The sequence below is a fragment of the Sphingomonas arenae genome (assembly GCF_016924655.1).
GTDB classification, from domain to species: Bacteria; Pseudomonadota; Alphaproteobacteria; order Sphingomonadales; family Sphingomonadaceae; genus Sphingomicrobium; species Sphingomicrobium arenae.
In genome coordinates, this window is the sequence record NZ_JAFFJU010000002.1 from 881,306 (window position 1) to 894,340 (window position 13,035).

The 13,035-nt window shown below is 68.2% G+C and carries 17 protein-coding genes; 14 read left to right on the top strand and 3 right to left on the bottom strand.

The annotated features are described in order from the left end of the window. Window positions 1-36 precede the first annotated feature (36 nt). Window positions 37-1,491 (bottom strand): pyruvate kinase, encoded by a 1,455-nt coding sequence (pyk, locus tag JT720_RS10505; RefSeq protein WP_205481411.1) that lies wholly within the window; start codon window positions 1,489-1,491, stop codon window positions 37-39. A 131-nt stretch (window positions 1,492-1,622) separates the two neighbouring features. On the opposite strand from pyk, the gene JT720_RS10510 reads away from it, so the two are divergent. From JT720_RS10510 to pal, 13 genes are all read left to right on the top strand, one after another. Then, the gene (locus tag JT720_RS10510) at window positions 1,623-1,865 is read left to right on the top strand and encodes a DUF2312 domain-containing protein (RefSeq protein ID WP_192584888.1); all 243 of its coding nucleotides are present in this window, start codon (window positions 1,623-1,625) and stop codon (window positions 1,863-1,865) included. 9 nt (window positions 1,866-1,874) lie between these two features. Further along, a complete protein-coding gene (locus JT720_RS10515; RefSeq protein WP_205481209.1) occupies window positions 1,875-2,618 on the top strand; it encodes a YebC/PmpR family DNA-binding transcriptional regulator in 744 nt (247 codons plus the stop codon). Beyond that, window positions 2,615-3,103 (top strand): crossover junction endodeoxyribonuclease RuvC, encoded by a 489-nt coding sequence (gene ruvC, locus JT720_RS10520; protein WP_205481412.1) that lies wholly within the window; start codon window positions 2,615-2,617, stop codon window positions 3,101-3,103. The genes JT720_RS10515 and ruvC overlap by 4 nt, the downstream gene beginning before the upstream one ends. A 106-nt stretch (window positions 3,104-3,209) precedes the next feature. Beyond that, window positions 3,210-3,806: a Holliday junction branch migration protein RuvA gene (ruvA, locus tag JT720_RS10525; RefSeq protein ID WP_205481210.1), complete on the top strand. Its 597-nt coding sequence runs from the start codon at window positions 3,210-3,212 to the stop codon at window positions 3,804-3,806. Further along, window positions 3,803-4,201, top strand: a complete 399-nt coding sequence (locus JT720_RS10530) for a GFA family protein (protein WP_336511992.1) — start codon at window positions 3,803-3,805, stop codon at window positions 4,199-4,201. The genes ruvA and JT720_RS10530 overlap by 4 nt, the downstream gene beginning before the upstream one ends. Next, window positions 4,202-5,242: a Holliday junction branch migration DNA helicase RuvB gene (gene ruvB, locus JT720_RS10535; RefSeq protein ID WP_205481211.1), complete on the top strand. Its 1,041-nt coding sequence runs from the start codon at window positions 4,202-4,204 to the stop codon at window positions 5,240-5,242. It begins immediately after the preceding gene. Then, window positions 5,242-6,348: a DUF3089 domain-containing protein gene (locus JT720_RS10540; protein ID WP_205481212.1), complete on the top strand. Its 1,107-nt coding sequence runs from the start codon at window positions 5,242-5,244 to the stop codon at window positions 6,346-6,348. The genes ruvB and JT720_RS10540 overlap by 1 nt, the downstream gene beginning before the upstream one ends. A 129-nt stretch (window positions 6,349-6,477) precedes the next feature. After that, on the top strand, window positions 6,478-6,936 hold the full coding sequence (locus tag JT720_RS10545) for a YbgC/FadM family acyl-CoA thioesterase (protein ID WP_205481213.1): 459 nt from the start codon (window positions 6,478-6,480) through the stop codon (window positions 6,934-6,936). Continuing rightward, a complete protein-coding gene (tolQ, locus tag JT720_RS10550) occupies window positions 6,933-7,622 on the top strand; it encodes a protein TolQ (RefSeq protein ID WP_205481214.1) in 690 nt (229 codons plus the stop codon). Before JT720_RS10545 ends, tolQ begins: the two co-directional genes overlap by 4 nt. Window positions 7,623-7,624: 2 nt before the next feature. Beyond that, window positions 7,625-8,068, top strand: a complete 444-nt coding sequence (locus JT720_RS10555) for an ExbD/TolR family protein (protein WP_336511993.1) — start codon at window positions 7,625-7,627, stop codon at window positions 8,066-8,068. Further along, on the top strand, window positions 8,065-8,844 hold the full coding sequence (locus tag JT720_RS14055) for a hypothetical protein (RefSeq protein ID WP_205481438.1): 780 nt from the start codon (window positions 8,065-8,067) through the stop codon (window positions 8,842-8,844). Before JT720_RS10555 ends, JT720_RS14055 begins: the two co-directional genes overlap by 4 nt. Before the next feature lie 37 nt (window positions 8,845-8,881). Next, on the top strand, window positions 8,882-10,264 hold the full coding sequence (gene tolB / locus JT720_RS10565) for a Tol-Pal system beta propeller repeat protein TolB (protein ID WP_237219804.1): 1,383 nt from the start codon (window positions 8,882-8,884) through the stop codon (window positions 10,262-10,264). 13 nt (window positions 10,265-10,277) lie between these two features. Further along, window positions 10,278-10,796 (top strand): peptidoglycan-associated lipoprotein Pal, encoded by a 519-nt coding sequence (gene pal / locus JT720_RS10570; RefSeq protein ID WP_336511994.1) that lies wholly within the window; start codon window positions 10,278-10,280, stop codon window positions 10,794-10,796. A 131-nt stretch (window positions 10,797-10,927) separates the two neighbouring features. Here pal and JT720_RS10575 read toward each other — a convergent pair whose 3' ends face one another. Both JT720_RS10575 and panC read right to left on the bottom strand, forming a co-directional pair. Beyond that, on the bottom strand, window positions 10,928-11,236 hold the full coding sequence (locus tag JT720_RS10575) for an SEL1-like repeat protein (RefSeq protein ID WP_205481216.1): 309 nt from the start codon (window positions 11,234-11,236) through the stop codon (window positions 10,928-10,930). 80 nt (window positions 11,237-11,316) lie between these two features. After that, window positions 11,317-12,144 carry a pantoate--beta-alanine ligase gene (gene panC / locus JT720_RS10580; protein ID WP_205481217.1) on the bottom strand — a complete coding sequence of 276 codons (828 nt, stop codon included), beginning with the start codon at window positions 12,142-12,144 and terminating at the stop codon, window positions 11,317-11,319. Window positions 12,145-12,211: 67 nt separating this feature from the next. Here panC and JT720_RS10585 point away from each other — a divergent pair, with 67 nt between their 5' ends. Continuing rightward, complete coding sequence (locus JT720_RS10585; RefSeq protein WP_336511995.1) at window positions 12,212-12,994, top strand: division plane positioning ATPase MipZ; 783 nt, start codon at window positions 12,212-12,214, stop codon at window positions 12,992-12,994. Window positions 12,995-13,035: the final 41 nt, after the last annotated feature.

The following is a 13,035-nucleotide window of genomic DNA, read 5'->3' on the forward strand; positions in this document are numbered from 1 at the left end:
CCGAGATGGACTCCCGCCTTCGCGGGAGACGGCACATCAACTCACCCCGTAATCATCCAGTTCGTCCCCGACGATCTTCGCGACGTGGATGACGTTCGTCGATCCGCTGGTGGCAAAGGGGATACCCGCCATGATCACGATCCGCTGGCCCGCCCCGGCGATCTTGTGGCGCAGGACCATGCGCTTGGCCTTGCCGACCATCTCCTCGAAGTTCGACACGTCGCGCGTGTGCACGGCATGCACGCCCCAGACGAGGCCCATGCGCCGCGCCATCCTGAGGCTGGCGCTCATCGCCATGACCGGCACGGGCGGACGTTCGCGTGCGATGCGGCGGGCAGTCGAACCCGTGGACGTGTAGCAGACGGTCGCCGCCACCTCGACCGTGTTGGAAATCAACCCCGCGCTTTCGGCCAGCGCATCGGCCGTCGTCGCCTCGGCCGGAGTGGCGGTGAAATGCACCCGGCTCTGGTAGGCCGGGTCGCTCTCCACCGAGCGCCCGATCCGGTCCATCATCAGCACCGCCTCGCACGGATAATCGCCCGCCGCGCTTTCCGCCGACAGCATGACCGCGTCCGCCCCGTCGTAGATCGCGTTGGCGACGTCGTTCACCTCCGCCCGGGTAGGGGTCGGCGAATTGATCATCGACTCCAGCATCTGCGTGGCGACGACAACCGGCTTGCCCAGCTCACGGCAGCGGGCGACGATGCGCTTCTGCAGCGGCGGCACACCCTCGGGCGGAAGCTCGACGCCAAGGTCGCCGCGCGCCACCATCGCCGCATCCGCAAGCGAGAGGATCTCCTCCAGCTTGTCGATCGCCGCCGGCTTCTCGATCTTGACCATCAGAGCCGCCTTGTCGCCGATCAGCCGGCGCGCTTCCTCGACGTCTTCCGGCCGCTGGACGAACGACAGCGCAATATAGTCCGCGTCCTGCTCCAGCGCGAACTGCAGGTCGCTGCGGTCCTTTTCGGTCAGGGCCGGGATCGGCACCAGCACGTCGGGCACGTTGACGCCCTTGTTGTTGCTGATCCTGCCGCCAACCTCGACAATCGTCTCGATCCTTTCGGCCGTGACCGCCGCGACGCGCAGGCGGATCTTGCCGTCGTCGATCAGCAGCCGGTCACCCTCGCTCACCGCCTGGAACAGTTCGGGATGCGGCAGGTGGACGCGGGTCGCATCACCCGGGTCCGTCGACTGGTCGAGGGTGAATCGCCCACCGGTCTCGACCGTTGCGGACCCACCCGTGAACGAGTCCACCCGCAGCTTCGGCCCTTGCAGATCGAAGACGATGGTGGTCGGACGCTTGCTCTCCTTCTCAAAGCTGCGGATGATCTCGACCAGCCGCGCCTTGGCCTGCTGGTCGCCGTGGCTCATGTTGATGCGAAAGGCGTCCGCGCCGGAGCGCATCAGCTTGCCGATCATCTCGGGCGTGTCGCTCGCCGGGCCGAGGGTCGCTAGAATCCGTACCTTGCGCCCACGCGGGCCGACCGGCATCGCCACTCGTCATCTCCTTGTTGCGCGCTTGCCATAGCCGCTCCCGCTCCATGTTCAACCGGCTTGAGCGCGGAGGTTCGCTCGCCTAACGAGTCGGCCGAATCCTTAGAACTCAAGGGGCGGGGAAAACCATGTCAGACGGAAACGTCGCGGCAGATCAGCTGCGACTGTTCATCGAACGCATCGAGCGGCTCGAGGAAGAAAAAAAGGGCGTCGCGGACGACATCAAGGATGTCTACGCAGAGGCGAAGGCGAACGGCTACGACAGCAAGATCATGCGTCAGATCGTCCGACTGCGGAAAATGGAAAAGCATGCGCGGGACGAACAGGACGCGCTGCTCGAGACCTACCGCAACGCGCTCGGGCTGGTGTAAGGGCGCACCATGGCAGGCCATTCCAAATTCAAGAACATCATGCATCGCAAGGGCGCGCAGGATAAGAAGCGCTCGGCGATGTTCTCCAAGCTCAGCCGCGAGATCACCGTGGCGGCGAAGATGGGCCTGCCCGATCCGGACATGAACCCGCGCCTGCGCGCCGCGGTGCTGGCGGCCAAGGCGCAGTCCATGCCCAAGGACAATATCCAACGGGCGATCGACAAGGCGTCCGGCGGCGACGTCGAGAACTACGAGGAGATCCGCTACGAGGGCTTCGGCCCGGGTGGCGTCGCGCTGATCGTCGAGGCGCTCTCCGACAATCGCAATCGTACCGCCACCAACGTTCGCACCGCGTTCAGCAAGAACGGAGGCAATCTCGGCGCCAGCGGCTCGGTCAGCCACGGCTTCGAGCGGCTCGGCCTGATCGAATATCCGGCAAGCGCGGGTGACGCCGACAAGGTCCTGGAAGCAGCGATCGAAGTGGGTGCCGACGACGTCGAAAGCGACGAAGACGGCCACCGCATCTGGACAGGCATCGACGGCATGCACGACGTTGCCAAGGCGCTCGAAGCGGCGCTTGGCGAGCCCGAGAGCGTGAAGCTTGCCTGGAAGCCGCAGACCCCGGTCGAGGTCGGCGAGGATGACGCGACCTCGCTCATCAAGCTGATCGACACGCTAGAGGACGACGACGACGTCCAGACCGTCTGGGGCAATTACGAGATCAGCGACGAGGTGATGGAGCGACTGGGCTGATCATCCTCGGCCTCGACCCCTCCCTCACCTCGACCGGCTGGGGCGTGGTCCGGGCGGACGGCAACCGGCTTGCCCATCTCGCGAACGGACAGATCAAGACCCGCACTGCCGATCCGTTGCCCCAGCGCCTGGCCGAGCTTGCGGACGCGCTGGAAGCGCTGATTGCCGAGCACCGCCCGGACGCGGCGGCCGCCGAGGAGGTCTTCGTCAACCAGAACCCAGCCTCCACCCTCAAGCTCTCCCATGCGCGCGGCGTCGCGCTGATGTGTGCCGCCCGCGCCGGCCTTCAGGTCGGGGAATATGCGCCGACGCTGGTCAAGAAGGCGGTCGTCGGCACCGGCGGAGCGGCCAAGGACCAGGTCCACGCCATGGTCTCCCGCCTCCTGCCCGGCACGAAGGTCGCGGGTCCGGACGCCGCCGATGCCCTCGCCGTCGCCATCACCCACGCGCACCATCTGGCGAGCACGCGACGGGGCGTGCAATGATAAAGCCCTTGCGCTCACCCTGAGCTTGTCGAAGGGTGGCCGGGAGACCAGCCCAAGCGCTCGCGCTTCGACAGGCTCGGCGTGAGCGCAGGGGAGGGCGCCATATTTGATCGCTAGACTTGCAGGCGTTCTCGTCGAAACCACTGCCGACAGCGCCGTCATCGACGTGAACGGCGTCGGCTATCTCGTCCTCGCCTCGACCAAGACGCTGGACGCCATCGGTCCCATCGGCGGCAGTGTCATCCTGCTGACGGAGCTTCAGGTCCGCGAAGACAGCATGACCCTGTTCGCCTTCGGGTCGGCCGGCGAGCGGGAATCCTTCCGGCACCTCACCAGCGTCCAGGGCGTGGGCGGCCGGCTGGCGCTTGCCATCCTGTCGATCCTTGGCCCGGACGACCTCGCCCGCGCCGTGTCGACCGGCGACAAGGCGATGATCTCGCGAGCCAGCGGCGTCGGTCCCAAGCTCGCCCAGCGCATTGCCATGGAGCTGCAGGGCAAGCTCGGCATGCCCGGGCTCGCCAGCGCTGCCGGAACACCGGTGCCGCGAGGCGGCACTGCCCACGACGCCTTGTCGGCCCTCGCCAATCTCGGCTTCAAGCCTGCCGAAGCCAGCGCCGCCGTTGCCGCAGCGCAGGAGGAGCTCGGCCCGGACGCAACCCTGGACGCGCTGGTTCGCCTGGCGCTCCGTAAGGCAGCGAAGTGACCAGCCACGCCGCCTCCTGTCGCTGCGGACAATTGCGCGTCATGGCGACGGGCGAGCCGGTTCGCATCTCGGTCTGCCACTGCCTCGACTGCAAGAAGCGCAGCGGGTCTTCCTTCGCGGCGCAAGTGCGCTTCCCTGCTGAACAGGTCATCACGGAGGGAAGCTCGAGCGAGTTCGCGCACCAGGGCGACAGCGGCAAAACCACCCGCTTCCACTTCTGCCCGAGTTGTGGCGCCGGCCTCTTCTATCGGCACGACGATGCTCGGGAGACGATCGCCATCGCCATGGGCGCGTTCGACGACCCCTACGCCTTTTCTCCAACGGTGTCCGTCTGGGAAGAACGCAAGCACGAGTGGGTTGAGATTTCCGGCAAAGGCGTCGAACACAGCTTCTGAATGGCAACCGACCCCGCCCGCCTGACCACGCCCGAGCGAACGGCCGAAGACGCCGATGCCGCCCTGCGCCCCAAGTCGCTCGACGAGTTCGTCGGGCAGAAGGGCGCGCGTGAAAACCTGCGGGTGTTCATCTCCGCCGCGAGGGCACGTGGCGAAGCGCTCGACCATGTCCTCTTCTTCGGCCCGCCGGGCCTTGGGAAGACCACCCTCGCGCAGATCGTCGCGCGCGAAATGGGCGTCGGCTTCCGCGCCACTTCTGGCCCGGTCATCGCCAAGTCGGGCGACCTCGCGGCGCTGCTGACCAACCTCGAGGACGGCGACGTCCTGTTCATCGACGAGATCCACCGCCTCAACCCCGCGGTCGAGGAGGTGCTCTACCCCGCCATGGAGGACCGCGCGCTCGACCTGATGATCGGGGAAGGGCCGTCGGCCCGTTCGGTCCGCATCGACCTGCCGCGCTTCACGCTCGTCGGCGCGACCACCCGCCAGGGGCTGCTGACAACGCCGCTGCGCGACCGGTTCGGCATCCCCGTGCGTCTCAACTTCTACACGGTGGAGGAGCTGGAGCAGGTCGTCCGCCGGGCCGCCCGCCTGCTCGGCGCGGGTCTGGGCGAGGACGGCGCGCACGAGATCGCCCGGCGCAGCCGCGGTACACCGCGCATCGCCGGCCGCCTGCTCCGCCGCGTGCGCGACTTCGCCCATGCCGCCGGATCCGATCACATCGACGCCGCCACCGCCGATCGCGCCCTCACCCGGCTTGAGATCGACAGCCTCGGCCTCGATGCCATGGACCGCCGCTACCTCCACATGATCGCCGACCTCTACGGCGGTGGGCCTGTCGGGGTCGAGACGCTCGCCGCCGGTCTCAGCGAGCCGCGCGACACGATCGAGGACGTGATTGAGCCTTATCTCATTCAGCTCGGCCTCATCGCCCGCACGGCACGTGGGCGCTGCCTCAACGGGCGCGGCTGGAGCCATCTCGGCCTCAACCCACCCGCGGGCGCGCAAAGCGGATTGTTCGACGGTAACGGAGTGAAATGATGGCGTTTGCGTTGGCTCTTGTTCTTGCCGCCCAGGCCGCACCCACGGCGCCGGACTACAGCAAGGACGCCAGCTGGCTTTGCCTGCCCGGTCGGACCGACGCCTGCTCCACGCACCTCGCCACCACCGCCCTCAACCCGAACGGCTACGGCTCCACCGGGCGCAGCAACGTTGCCAAGAACCCGCCGCTCGACTGCTTCTACGTCTACCCGACCGTCTCGCGGGACCGGGGCATGAACAGCGACTTGAACGCTGTCGAGGAGCGCGCCGCAGCCGAGACCCAATTCGCGCGCTTTGCAAGCGCCTGCCGCACGTTCGCGCCCATCTACCGCCAGATGACCACCCAGGCGATCGCCGCAGCCGCGATCGGCGCCGATCTCAGGCCGTCGCAGAACCTTGCCTACAGCGACGTCCGCGACGCCTTCCGCCAGTATCTCGCGACCCGCAATAAGGGTCGCCCCTTCGTCCTGGTCGGTCACAGCCAGGGCAGCTGGCACCTCCAGCGCCTCATCGCCGAGGAGATCGAGGGCAAGCCCGTGGCCCGGCAAATGCGCCTCGCCATCATTCCCGGCTTCAACGTCCTCGTGCCGCAGGGCAAGCTCGTTGGCGGCACGTTCAAGTCCACCCCCCTCTGCTCCCGCCCAGGGGAGGCCGGCTGCGTCATCAGCTACGTCAGCTACCGCACGAAGAACCCGCCGCCGGAAGGCGCCCTGTTCGGCTATGCGCCCGCGCCCGGCATGACCGTCGGCTGCGTCAACCCGGCCAAGCCGGGCAGCACGCAATGGGAGCCGCTCGACAGCTACTGGTTCGCGCGTTCGGCCATTCCCGTTCCTGGCGGCCCGATCCAGTGGAGCACCGAAGGCGCGCCGCCCACGCCCTACCTCCGCACGGAAGGCCTGGTCTCCGCCCGTTGCGTCAACGACGGTCCGCGCGGCTACCTGGAGGTGCGCATCAACGCCGACCCGAACGACAAGCGCACCGACCGCATCGGCGGCGAAGTCGGCGCGGCCGGCTTCTTCCTGCCCGGCTGGGGCATGCACCTCGCCGACATCAGCGCACCCCAGGGCGACCTCGTGCGGCTGGTGGAAGCAACAGGCGCAGACTAGCCGGACGGCGCTCACTCTGAGCTTGTCGAAGCGCAAGCACTCTCCGGCGGCAGCCACCCTTCGGCAGGCTCGGGGGGAGCGCGGTTCAAAGGGTTCCCCCCTGACTCCCCGCCCGCTAAAGCCGCCGCAATGACGTCAGACCTCCTCACGCCCTATCGTGGCGGCTTCGTCGGTGCGGAGCATCGCTTCGCCCTCACCGTCTACTTCGAGGACACGGACACGGCCGGCATCGTCTATTATGCCAATTACCTGAAGTTCATGGAGCGCGCCCGCTCCGACATGCTGCGCGCGGTCGGTGTCGACCAGAAGGCTGCACTGGACCGGGGCGAGGGCGTCTACGCCGTGGCCGAGATCAACCTTCGCTACCAGCGCCCGGCGAAGCTTGGCGACGACCTCGTCATTCTCTCCACCGTCCAGCAGGTCCGCGCCGCCTCCGTCCTTATTCATCAGCGAGTCATGCGGGGAACCGAACAGTTGACCGACGGAAGGGTGACGGCCGCCTTCCTCACCCTCGACGGCCGGCCCACTCGCCAGCCCGCCGAGTGGGTGCAGAAGTTCAAGGCGCTGGTCGCGAGGGAGGAAGAATGACGCCGGCCGTGAATGCCGCTGACATGATGTCGCCACTGGCGCTCTTCCAACACGCGGACGCGGTGGTGAAAACGGTGATGGTGGGCCTGCTGCTTGCAAGCATCTGGACGTGGGCGATCATCTTCACGCACGCGACCCGCCTCAAGCGCATCAACAAGGCGACGGACACCTTTGAACGCGACTTCTGGGCAGCGGAGGACATCGACGCCTTTCACGCGAAGCGGGGCAAGGACAACCTTCCCACCGCGCGCATCCTCACGGCGGGCCTTGACGAATGGCGCCGCTCGACGCGCGTGAAGACCATCGACCGCCCCGGCACCCGCGAGCGTCTGGAGCGCCGCATGAACGCGGAGGTCGCGGCCGAACTCGACAAGCTTTCCGATCGCCTCAACATTCTCGCAACGGTTGCGTCTGCCGCGCCCTTCGTGGGCCTGTTCGGCACGGTTTGGGGCATCATGCGCAGTTTCACCGCGATTGCGGGCGCCAACAACACCTCACTAGCGGTCGTCGCGCCCGGCATCGCCGAGGCCCTGTTCGCGACGGCCATCGGCCTGTTCGCCGCCATCCCGGCCCTCATCGCGTACAACCGCCTGACCCATGGTCTCGACAAGCTGGAAGCCCGCATGGGCCGCTTCGCCGACCGCTTCCACGCGACCTTGAGCCGCGAGCTGGAGCTGGAGGCCTAGGGGTGGGCGCCTCCGTCTCCTCCCGCCGGGGCCGCGGCCGCCGCCGCCGCGCACCGATGGCGGAGATCAACGTCACCCCGCTGGTGGACGTCATGCTGGTGCTGCTGATCATCTTCATGGTGACCGCACCGCTGCTGGTCGCGGGCGTGCCGGTCGACCTGCCGGAAAGCCGCGCCGGCGCGCTCGAACAGCAGGCGCAGCCGGTCCAGATCGCGATGGACGGTAACGGGGCCATCTTCATCGATGACGCGCCCGTCCCCGAGGCCGCCCTGAGCCAGCGCCTGGCCACCATCGCCGCCGAGCCCGCCCCGCCGGAGGGCCGCCGCGTCTACCTCCGTGCAGACCGGGGTCTCGACTATGGCCGCGTCATGCGGGTCATGGGCGAGCTCAACCGGGCGGGTCTCAACCGCGTCGCCCTCGTATCTGTCGGTGGCGACCAGCCATGACGGTCGACCGTGGAGAGCTCGCCGGCACCGGTGCCGCCATCCTCTTCCACTTCGCCCTTGTTGCCGCACTTACGACCACGCTCGCCGGCGTCGCGCCCAAGCCCGAGCCGCCTGCCATGGAGGTGGAGATGGTCGACGCCGAGGAGATCGGCCTCATTGCGGCGGCCCCGCAGCCGGTCACGACACCTCCCCCGAGCCAGGCTCCCGAAATAGCGCAGGCCCCGCCCGCCGAAGTCGCGCCGCCGCCGCCGCTGCCGACCCCAGCGCCTCCGCGCATTGATCCCGTTCCGGCGCCGCGGCCCGCTCCGACAACTCGCCCCACGGCCCAGCCGCGCCCGACGCCCGCCAGACCCACGCCCGCACCGCGCGTCTCCCGCCTTGGCGACGACTTCCTCAAGGGGCTGCCCGACGCCCCGTCCCGCTCCACCGCCAAGCCGGCCGCCGCCACCTTCAACGCCGAAGCCCGCGCCAGCATCGACGGTGCGATCAAGCGCCAGATACAGCCCTGCGCCGACGACGAGCCCTTCATCGGGGCCGGCGCCGACCGCATCCGACTGACGCTGAACCTCCGCCTCGCGCCCTCAGGCCGGCTGCAGAGCCTGAACGTCGTTCTCGTGGCCGGCGACGACGAGGAGAACGCCCGCTACGTGCCGCTGGTCGAGGACCAGGCAAAGCGCGTCTTCGCCAAATGCAGCCCGCTCCGCCTGCCCGCCGAGCTCTACCGCACGCCGCAGGGCGGCTGGAGCAACATCAACATGACCTACCGAGTCCAGTGAGGTGACCATGAACCGATCGAACCCACCTGCGCTCCCCATGAGCAAGTCGAAGGGTCTTTCGACCAGTGCTCGCCTGAAGACACGCTTCGACAAGCTCAGCGTGAGCGCACTGCTGGCGGCGGCTCTCGTTTCCTCACCCGCCCTGGCCCAGGAAGAACCACCGCCCGTCGAAGTCGAGATCGTCGGCGGCAGCGTGAAAGCCGGCACAATCGTCGCCGTTCCGGCCATGCCGACCCCGGTCGACATCCCGACGCCGGCCGGCAGCACCGCCACCATCGGCCGCGCCGTCGCCGACGTGATCGCCTCCGGCCTGCGCGCCAGCGGACAGCTTAACCCGCTCGGTCCCGAAGGCCTCCCGGCCTACACCTATCCGCAAGCCACCCGCCCCAGCTTCCCCGATTGGCGCCAGACTGGTGCCCAGCAGCTCGTCGCGGGCTTTGTCGAGGCGCGTCCGGACGGCCAGATCACCGTGGGCTGCTACCTGTATGACGTGACCACCGGCCGGGAGCTTACCCGCCAGGGCTTCGTCGTCGCGCCCGCCAGCTGGAAGCGCGCCGCCACCAAGTGCGCGGACACCGTCTATTCCCGACTGACCGGCGAAGGCGCCTTCCTCGACACCCGCGTCGTGTTCGTGGCGGAGACGGGACCGAAGAGCCAGCGCATCAAGCGCATCGCCATCATGGACTCGGACGGCTCCAACCTTCGCTACCTCACCCAGGGCGAGGCGACCGTTGTCACTCCCCGCTTCTCGCCGGACGGCAGCCGGCTGGCCTACGTCAGCTACCAGGGCCGGCGCGCACGCGTGTGGGTGCTGGACCTTGCCACCGGCCAGAAGCGCCTGCTGGTCCCCGGCCTCGCCCAGACCTCCGCTCCACGCTTTTCCCCGGATGGCCGCCGTATTGCCTATGCCCTCTCGGCGAATGGCAACACCGACATCTGGATCGCGAATGCGGACGGCAGTGGCACGCCGCAGCAGCTGACCACTGCGCCGGGGATCGACACGAGCCCCAGCTTCTCGCCCGATGGCGGTCGCATCGTCTTCGAAAGCGACCGCAGCGGTTCGCAGCAGCTCTATGTCATGAATGCGGATGGTTTGAGCCAGCGCCGGATCAGCTTCGGCGGCGGCGCCTACGGCTCGCCTGCATGGAGCCCTGACGGCAGCCGCATCGCCTTCGTCCGAGTTGGCGCCTTCCGCATTGGCGTCATGAACGCGACCGGCGGGGGCGAGCGCATCCTGACCGACGGCTGGCAGGACGAGTCTCCCTCCTGGGCTCCCAACGGCCAGTTCGTCATGTTCAATCGCTTCAACCGCGGCGGCAATTCCAGCCTGTTCGCCGTGCCCGTGAACGGTGGCACCGCCCGACGGCTGCCCACTCCGCAGGACGGCTCCGACCCGTCCTGGTCGCCCCTTCAGCGCTAAGGAGAATATAAACGTGCGCAAAACCCTGACCCTGGCGACCATCGCGGTGGCCCTCAGCCTGTCGGCCTGCGGTCGCAAGCCGCTGGAGACCGCCCCGCCGCCGACCGACCAGACCGGCATCGACCCGAACCTGCCGCCGCCCAATGACGAGATCGGCCTGACCGAGCTTCCCAACCAGCAGGCCGCCATGGTCGCGGCGGCGGGCTCCGACACCATCTACTTCGGGACCGACAAGTTCGACCTCGACGACGCCAGCCGCGCCACCCTGACGGCCCAGGCCAAGTGGCTCATCGCCAATCCCGCCGTCCGCGCGAGCGTCGAAGGTCACGCGGACGAACGCGGCACACGCGAGTACAACCAGGCGCTCGGCGAACGCCGCGCCAACTCCGCCAAGAACTTCCTGATCGCCCAGGGTGTGCCAGCCAACCGCCTGCTGACCATCAGCTGGGGCAAGGAACGTCCGGTCGCAACCGGCTCGGACGAGAGCGCGTGGGCGCAGAACCGCCGCGCCGTGACCGTGGTCGTGCGATAGACGCCAATCGCAAGAACCCGCTGTCCGGAGCGCAGCGCAGCGAAGTCGAAGGGCGTCGACGTGACAGAACGCCCTTCGACTTCGGCCCTCCGGGCCTACGCTCAGGGCGAGCGGGTTACCCTGCTTCCGTTCTACGCCACCAACCGCTGCGGGCCCTGCGTGGCACCGAGCCACGCCCTCGCCTGGCGTTGCGCCTCGGCGATCTCTCGCGCGGTCATCTCCACGCTGATTTCTGCTCGGCAGGCCTGACCCCGCGTGCAGCCCGACAGCGCCGCCAGGTTGAACCACTTGTGCGCCTCGATCAGGTCCACAGCCACGCCACCTCGACCGGTAGAGTAGGCCACGCCTAGGTCGAACAGCGCATCCACATCCCCGCCCTCTGCATCGGCGATCCGGCTGCGGATCAGGAACTCGGCGCTCTTCTGGCTGATGGCTGACATCGTGAACTTCCCCCTGTTTGTTGGAGCGAAGTTCGGTCCGATTCGCCTACGAAATGGTTAACGCGAAAAATACCAGCTTTTCAGACGGCTAGATTGTCGATCAACCGCGTAGAGCCCAGCTTCGCCGCCGCGATCAGCCGCATCTCGCCCCGCGGCGCGTCGAGCGGATCCAACGTCGCCGCATCGACAAGTGCGAGGTAATCGACCGGACCGAACCCCGCCTCGTCCAGCGTGGCCCGGGCCGCCGCCAACGCCGCGCGAACCTCCCACCCGCTCAGGATATCGCGCCGCGCCTGCCCCAGTGCCGCTGGCAGCGCGACCGCCCGCCCGCGCTCTTCCGCGCTGAGGTATGCGTTGCGCGACGACAGCGCCAAGCCATCCGCATCCCGCACCGTCGGCACCCCGGCGATCTCCACCGGCAGCGCCAGGTCGGCCGCCAGCCGCCGGATCACCGCCAGCTGCTGGAAATCCTTTTCCCCGAACACCGCCACGTCCGGCGCCGCCGCGATCAGCAACTTGGCCACGACGGTCGCCACCCCCTCGAAGTGCCCGGGCCGAGCCTCGCCTTCCCACCGATCGCTCACCCCCGCCACGCTGATCCGCGTCGCAAAGCCATCCGGATAGAGATCGCCGACCGCCGGCAGCCACACCAGTTCCACGCCAGCAGCGTCGAGGGCTGCCAGGTCCGCTTCCTCCTGCCGAGGGTAGCGGGCCAGATCCTCCCCCGCCCCGAACTGCAGCGGATTGACGAAGATCGACACCGCGACCCGATCCGCTCGGCGCCTCGCCTCCTCGACCAGCTTCAGGTGCCCGGCGTGCAGCGCACCCATTGTCGGCACCAGCGCCAGCGTGCCCGGCAAGCCACGCCGCGCCTGACGCAGCGCTGCCATGTCACGGATGATTTGCACCGCTGACTCCCCCGCATTAAACCGCCGGTCTCGAGGGCGCTTTGGAGTGCGCCGGGGGAAAATTCCAGTGACCAATCCACACTTCATTGTCTTCGCGAACGAGAAGGGCGGCACCGGCAAGTCGACGACCGCCGTGCACACCGCCGTCGCCCTAGCCGCCTCCGGCCACCGGGTCGCCGCGCTCGATCTCGACAATCGCCAGCGCACGACCACCCGCTATCTCGAGAACCGCGCGGCCACGATCCGCCGCACCGGCACCGACCTTCCGCAGCCCGCCTTCGAGGTGCTGGACGAGCTGAGCGAAACCGCGCTCGATGCCGCCCTCGCCCGCCTCGCGAGCCAAGCCGACGTCATCGTCGTGGATACCCCCGGACGCGACGACCCGATCGCTCGCGCCGCCATTCTCAAAGCCGACACCCTTGTGACGCCGATGAACGACAGCTTTGTCGACCTCGACCTCATCGGCCAGGTCCACCCGGATAATTTCAAGATCACCAAGCCGAGCTTCTATGCCGAGCTGATCTGGAACAGCCGGACCCAGCGCGCAAAGTCCGCCGGGAAGTCCGTCGACTGGGTGGTGCTCCGCAACCGGATGCAGCACATCGGCTCCCATAACCAGCAGCGCGTCGGCGCCGCCATGGACGAGCTCGCCCGCCGTGTCGGTTTCCGCGTCATCCCCGGCCTCGGCGAGCGCGTCATCTACCGCGAGCTCTTCCCCAAGGGGCTGACCCTGCTCGACCTCAAGCAGCTCGGCGAAGTCGGCCTCGGCCACATCGCCGCGCGCCAGGAGTTGCGCGAGATGGTGGCGGGGCTCGGGGTGCCGGGGACCGAAGCCGCACGCGCGGCATAGCGTTCTGTCGCACTCACGCTCAGCCTGTCGAAGCGTATTCT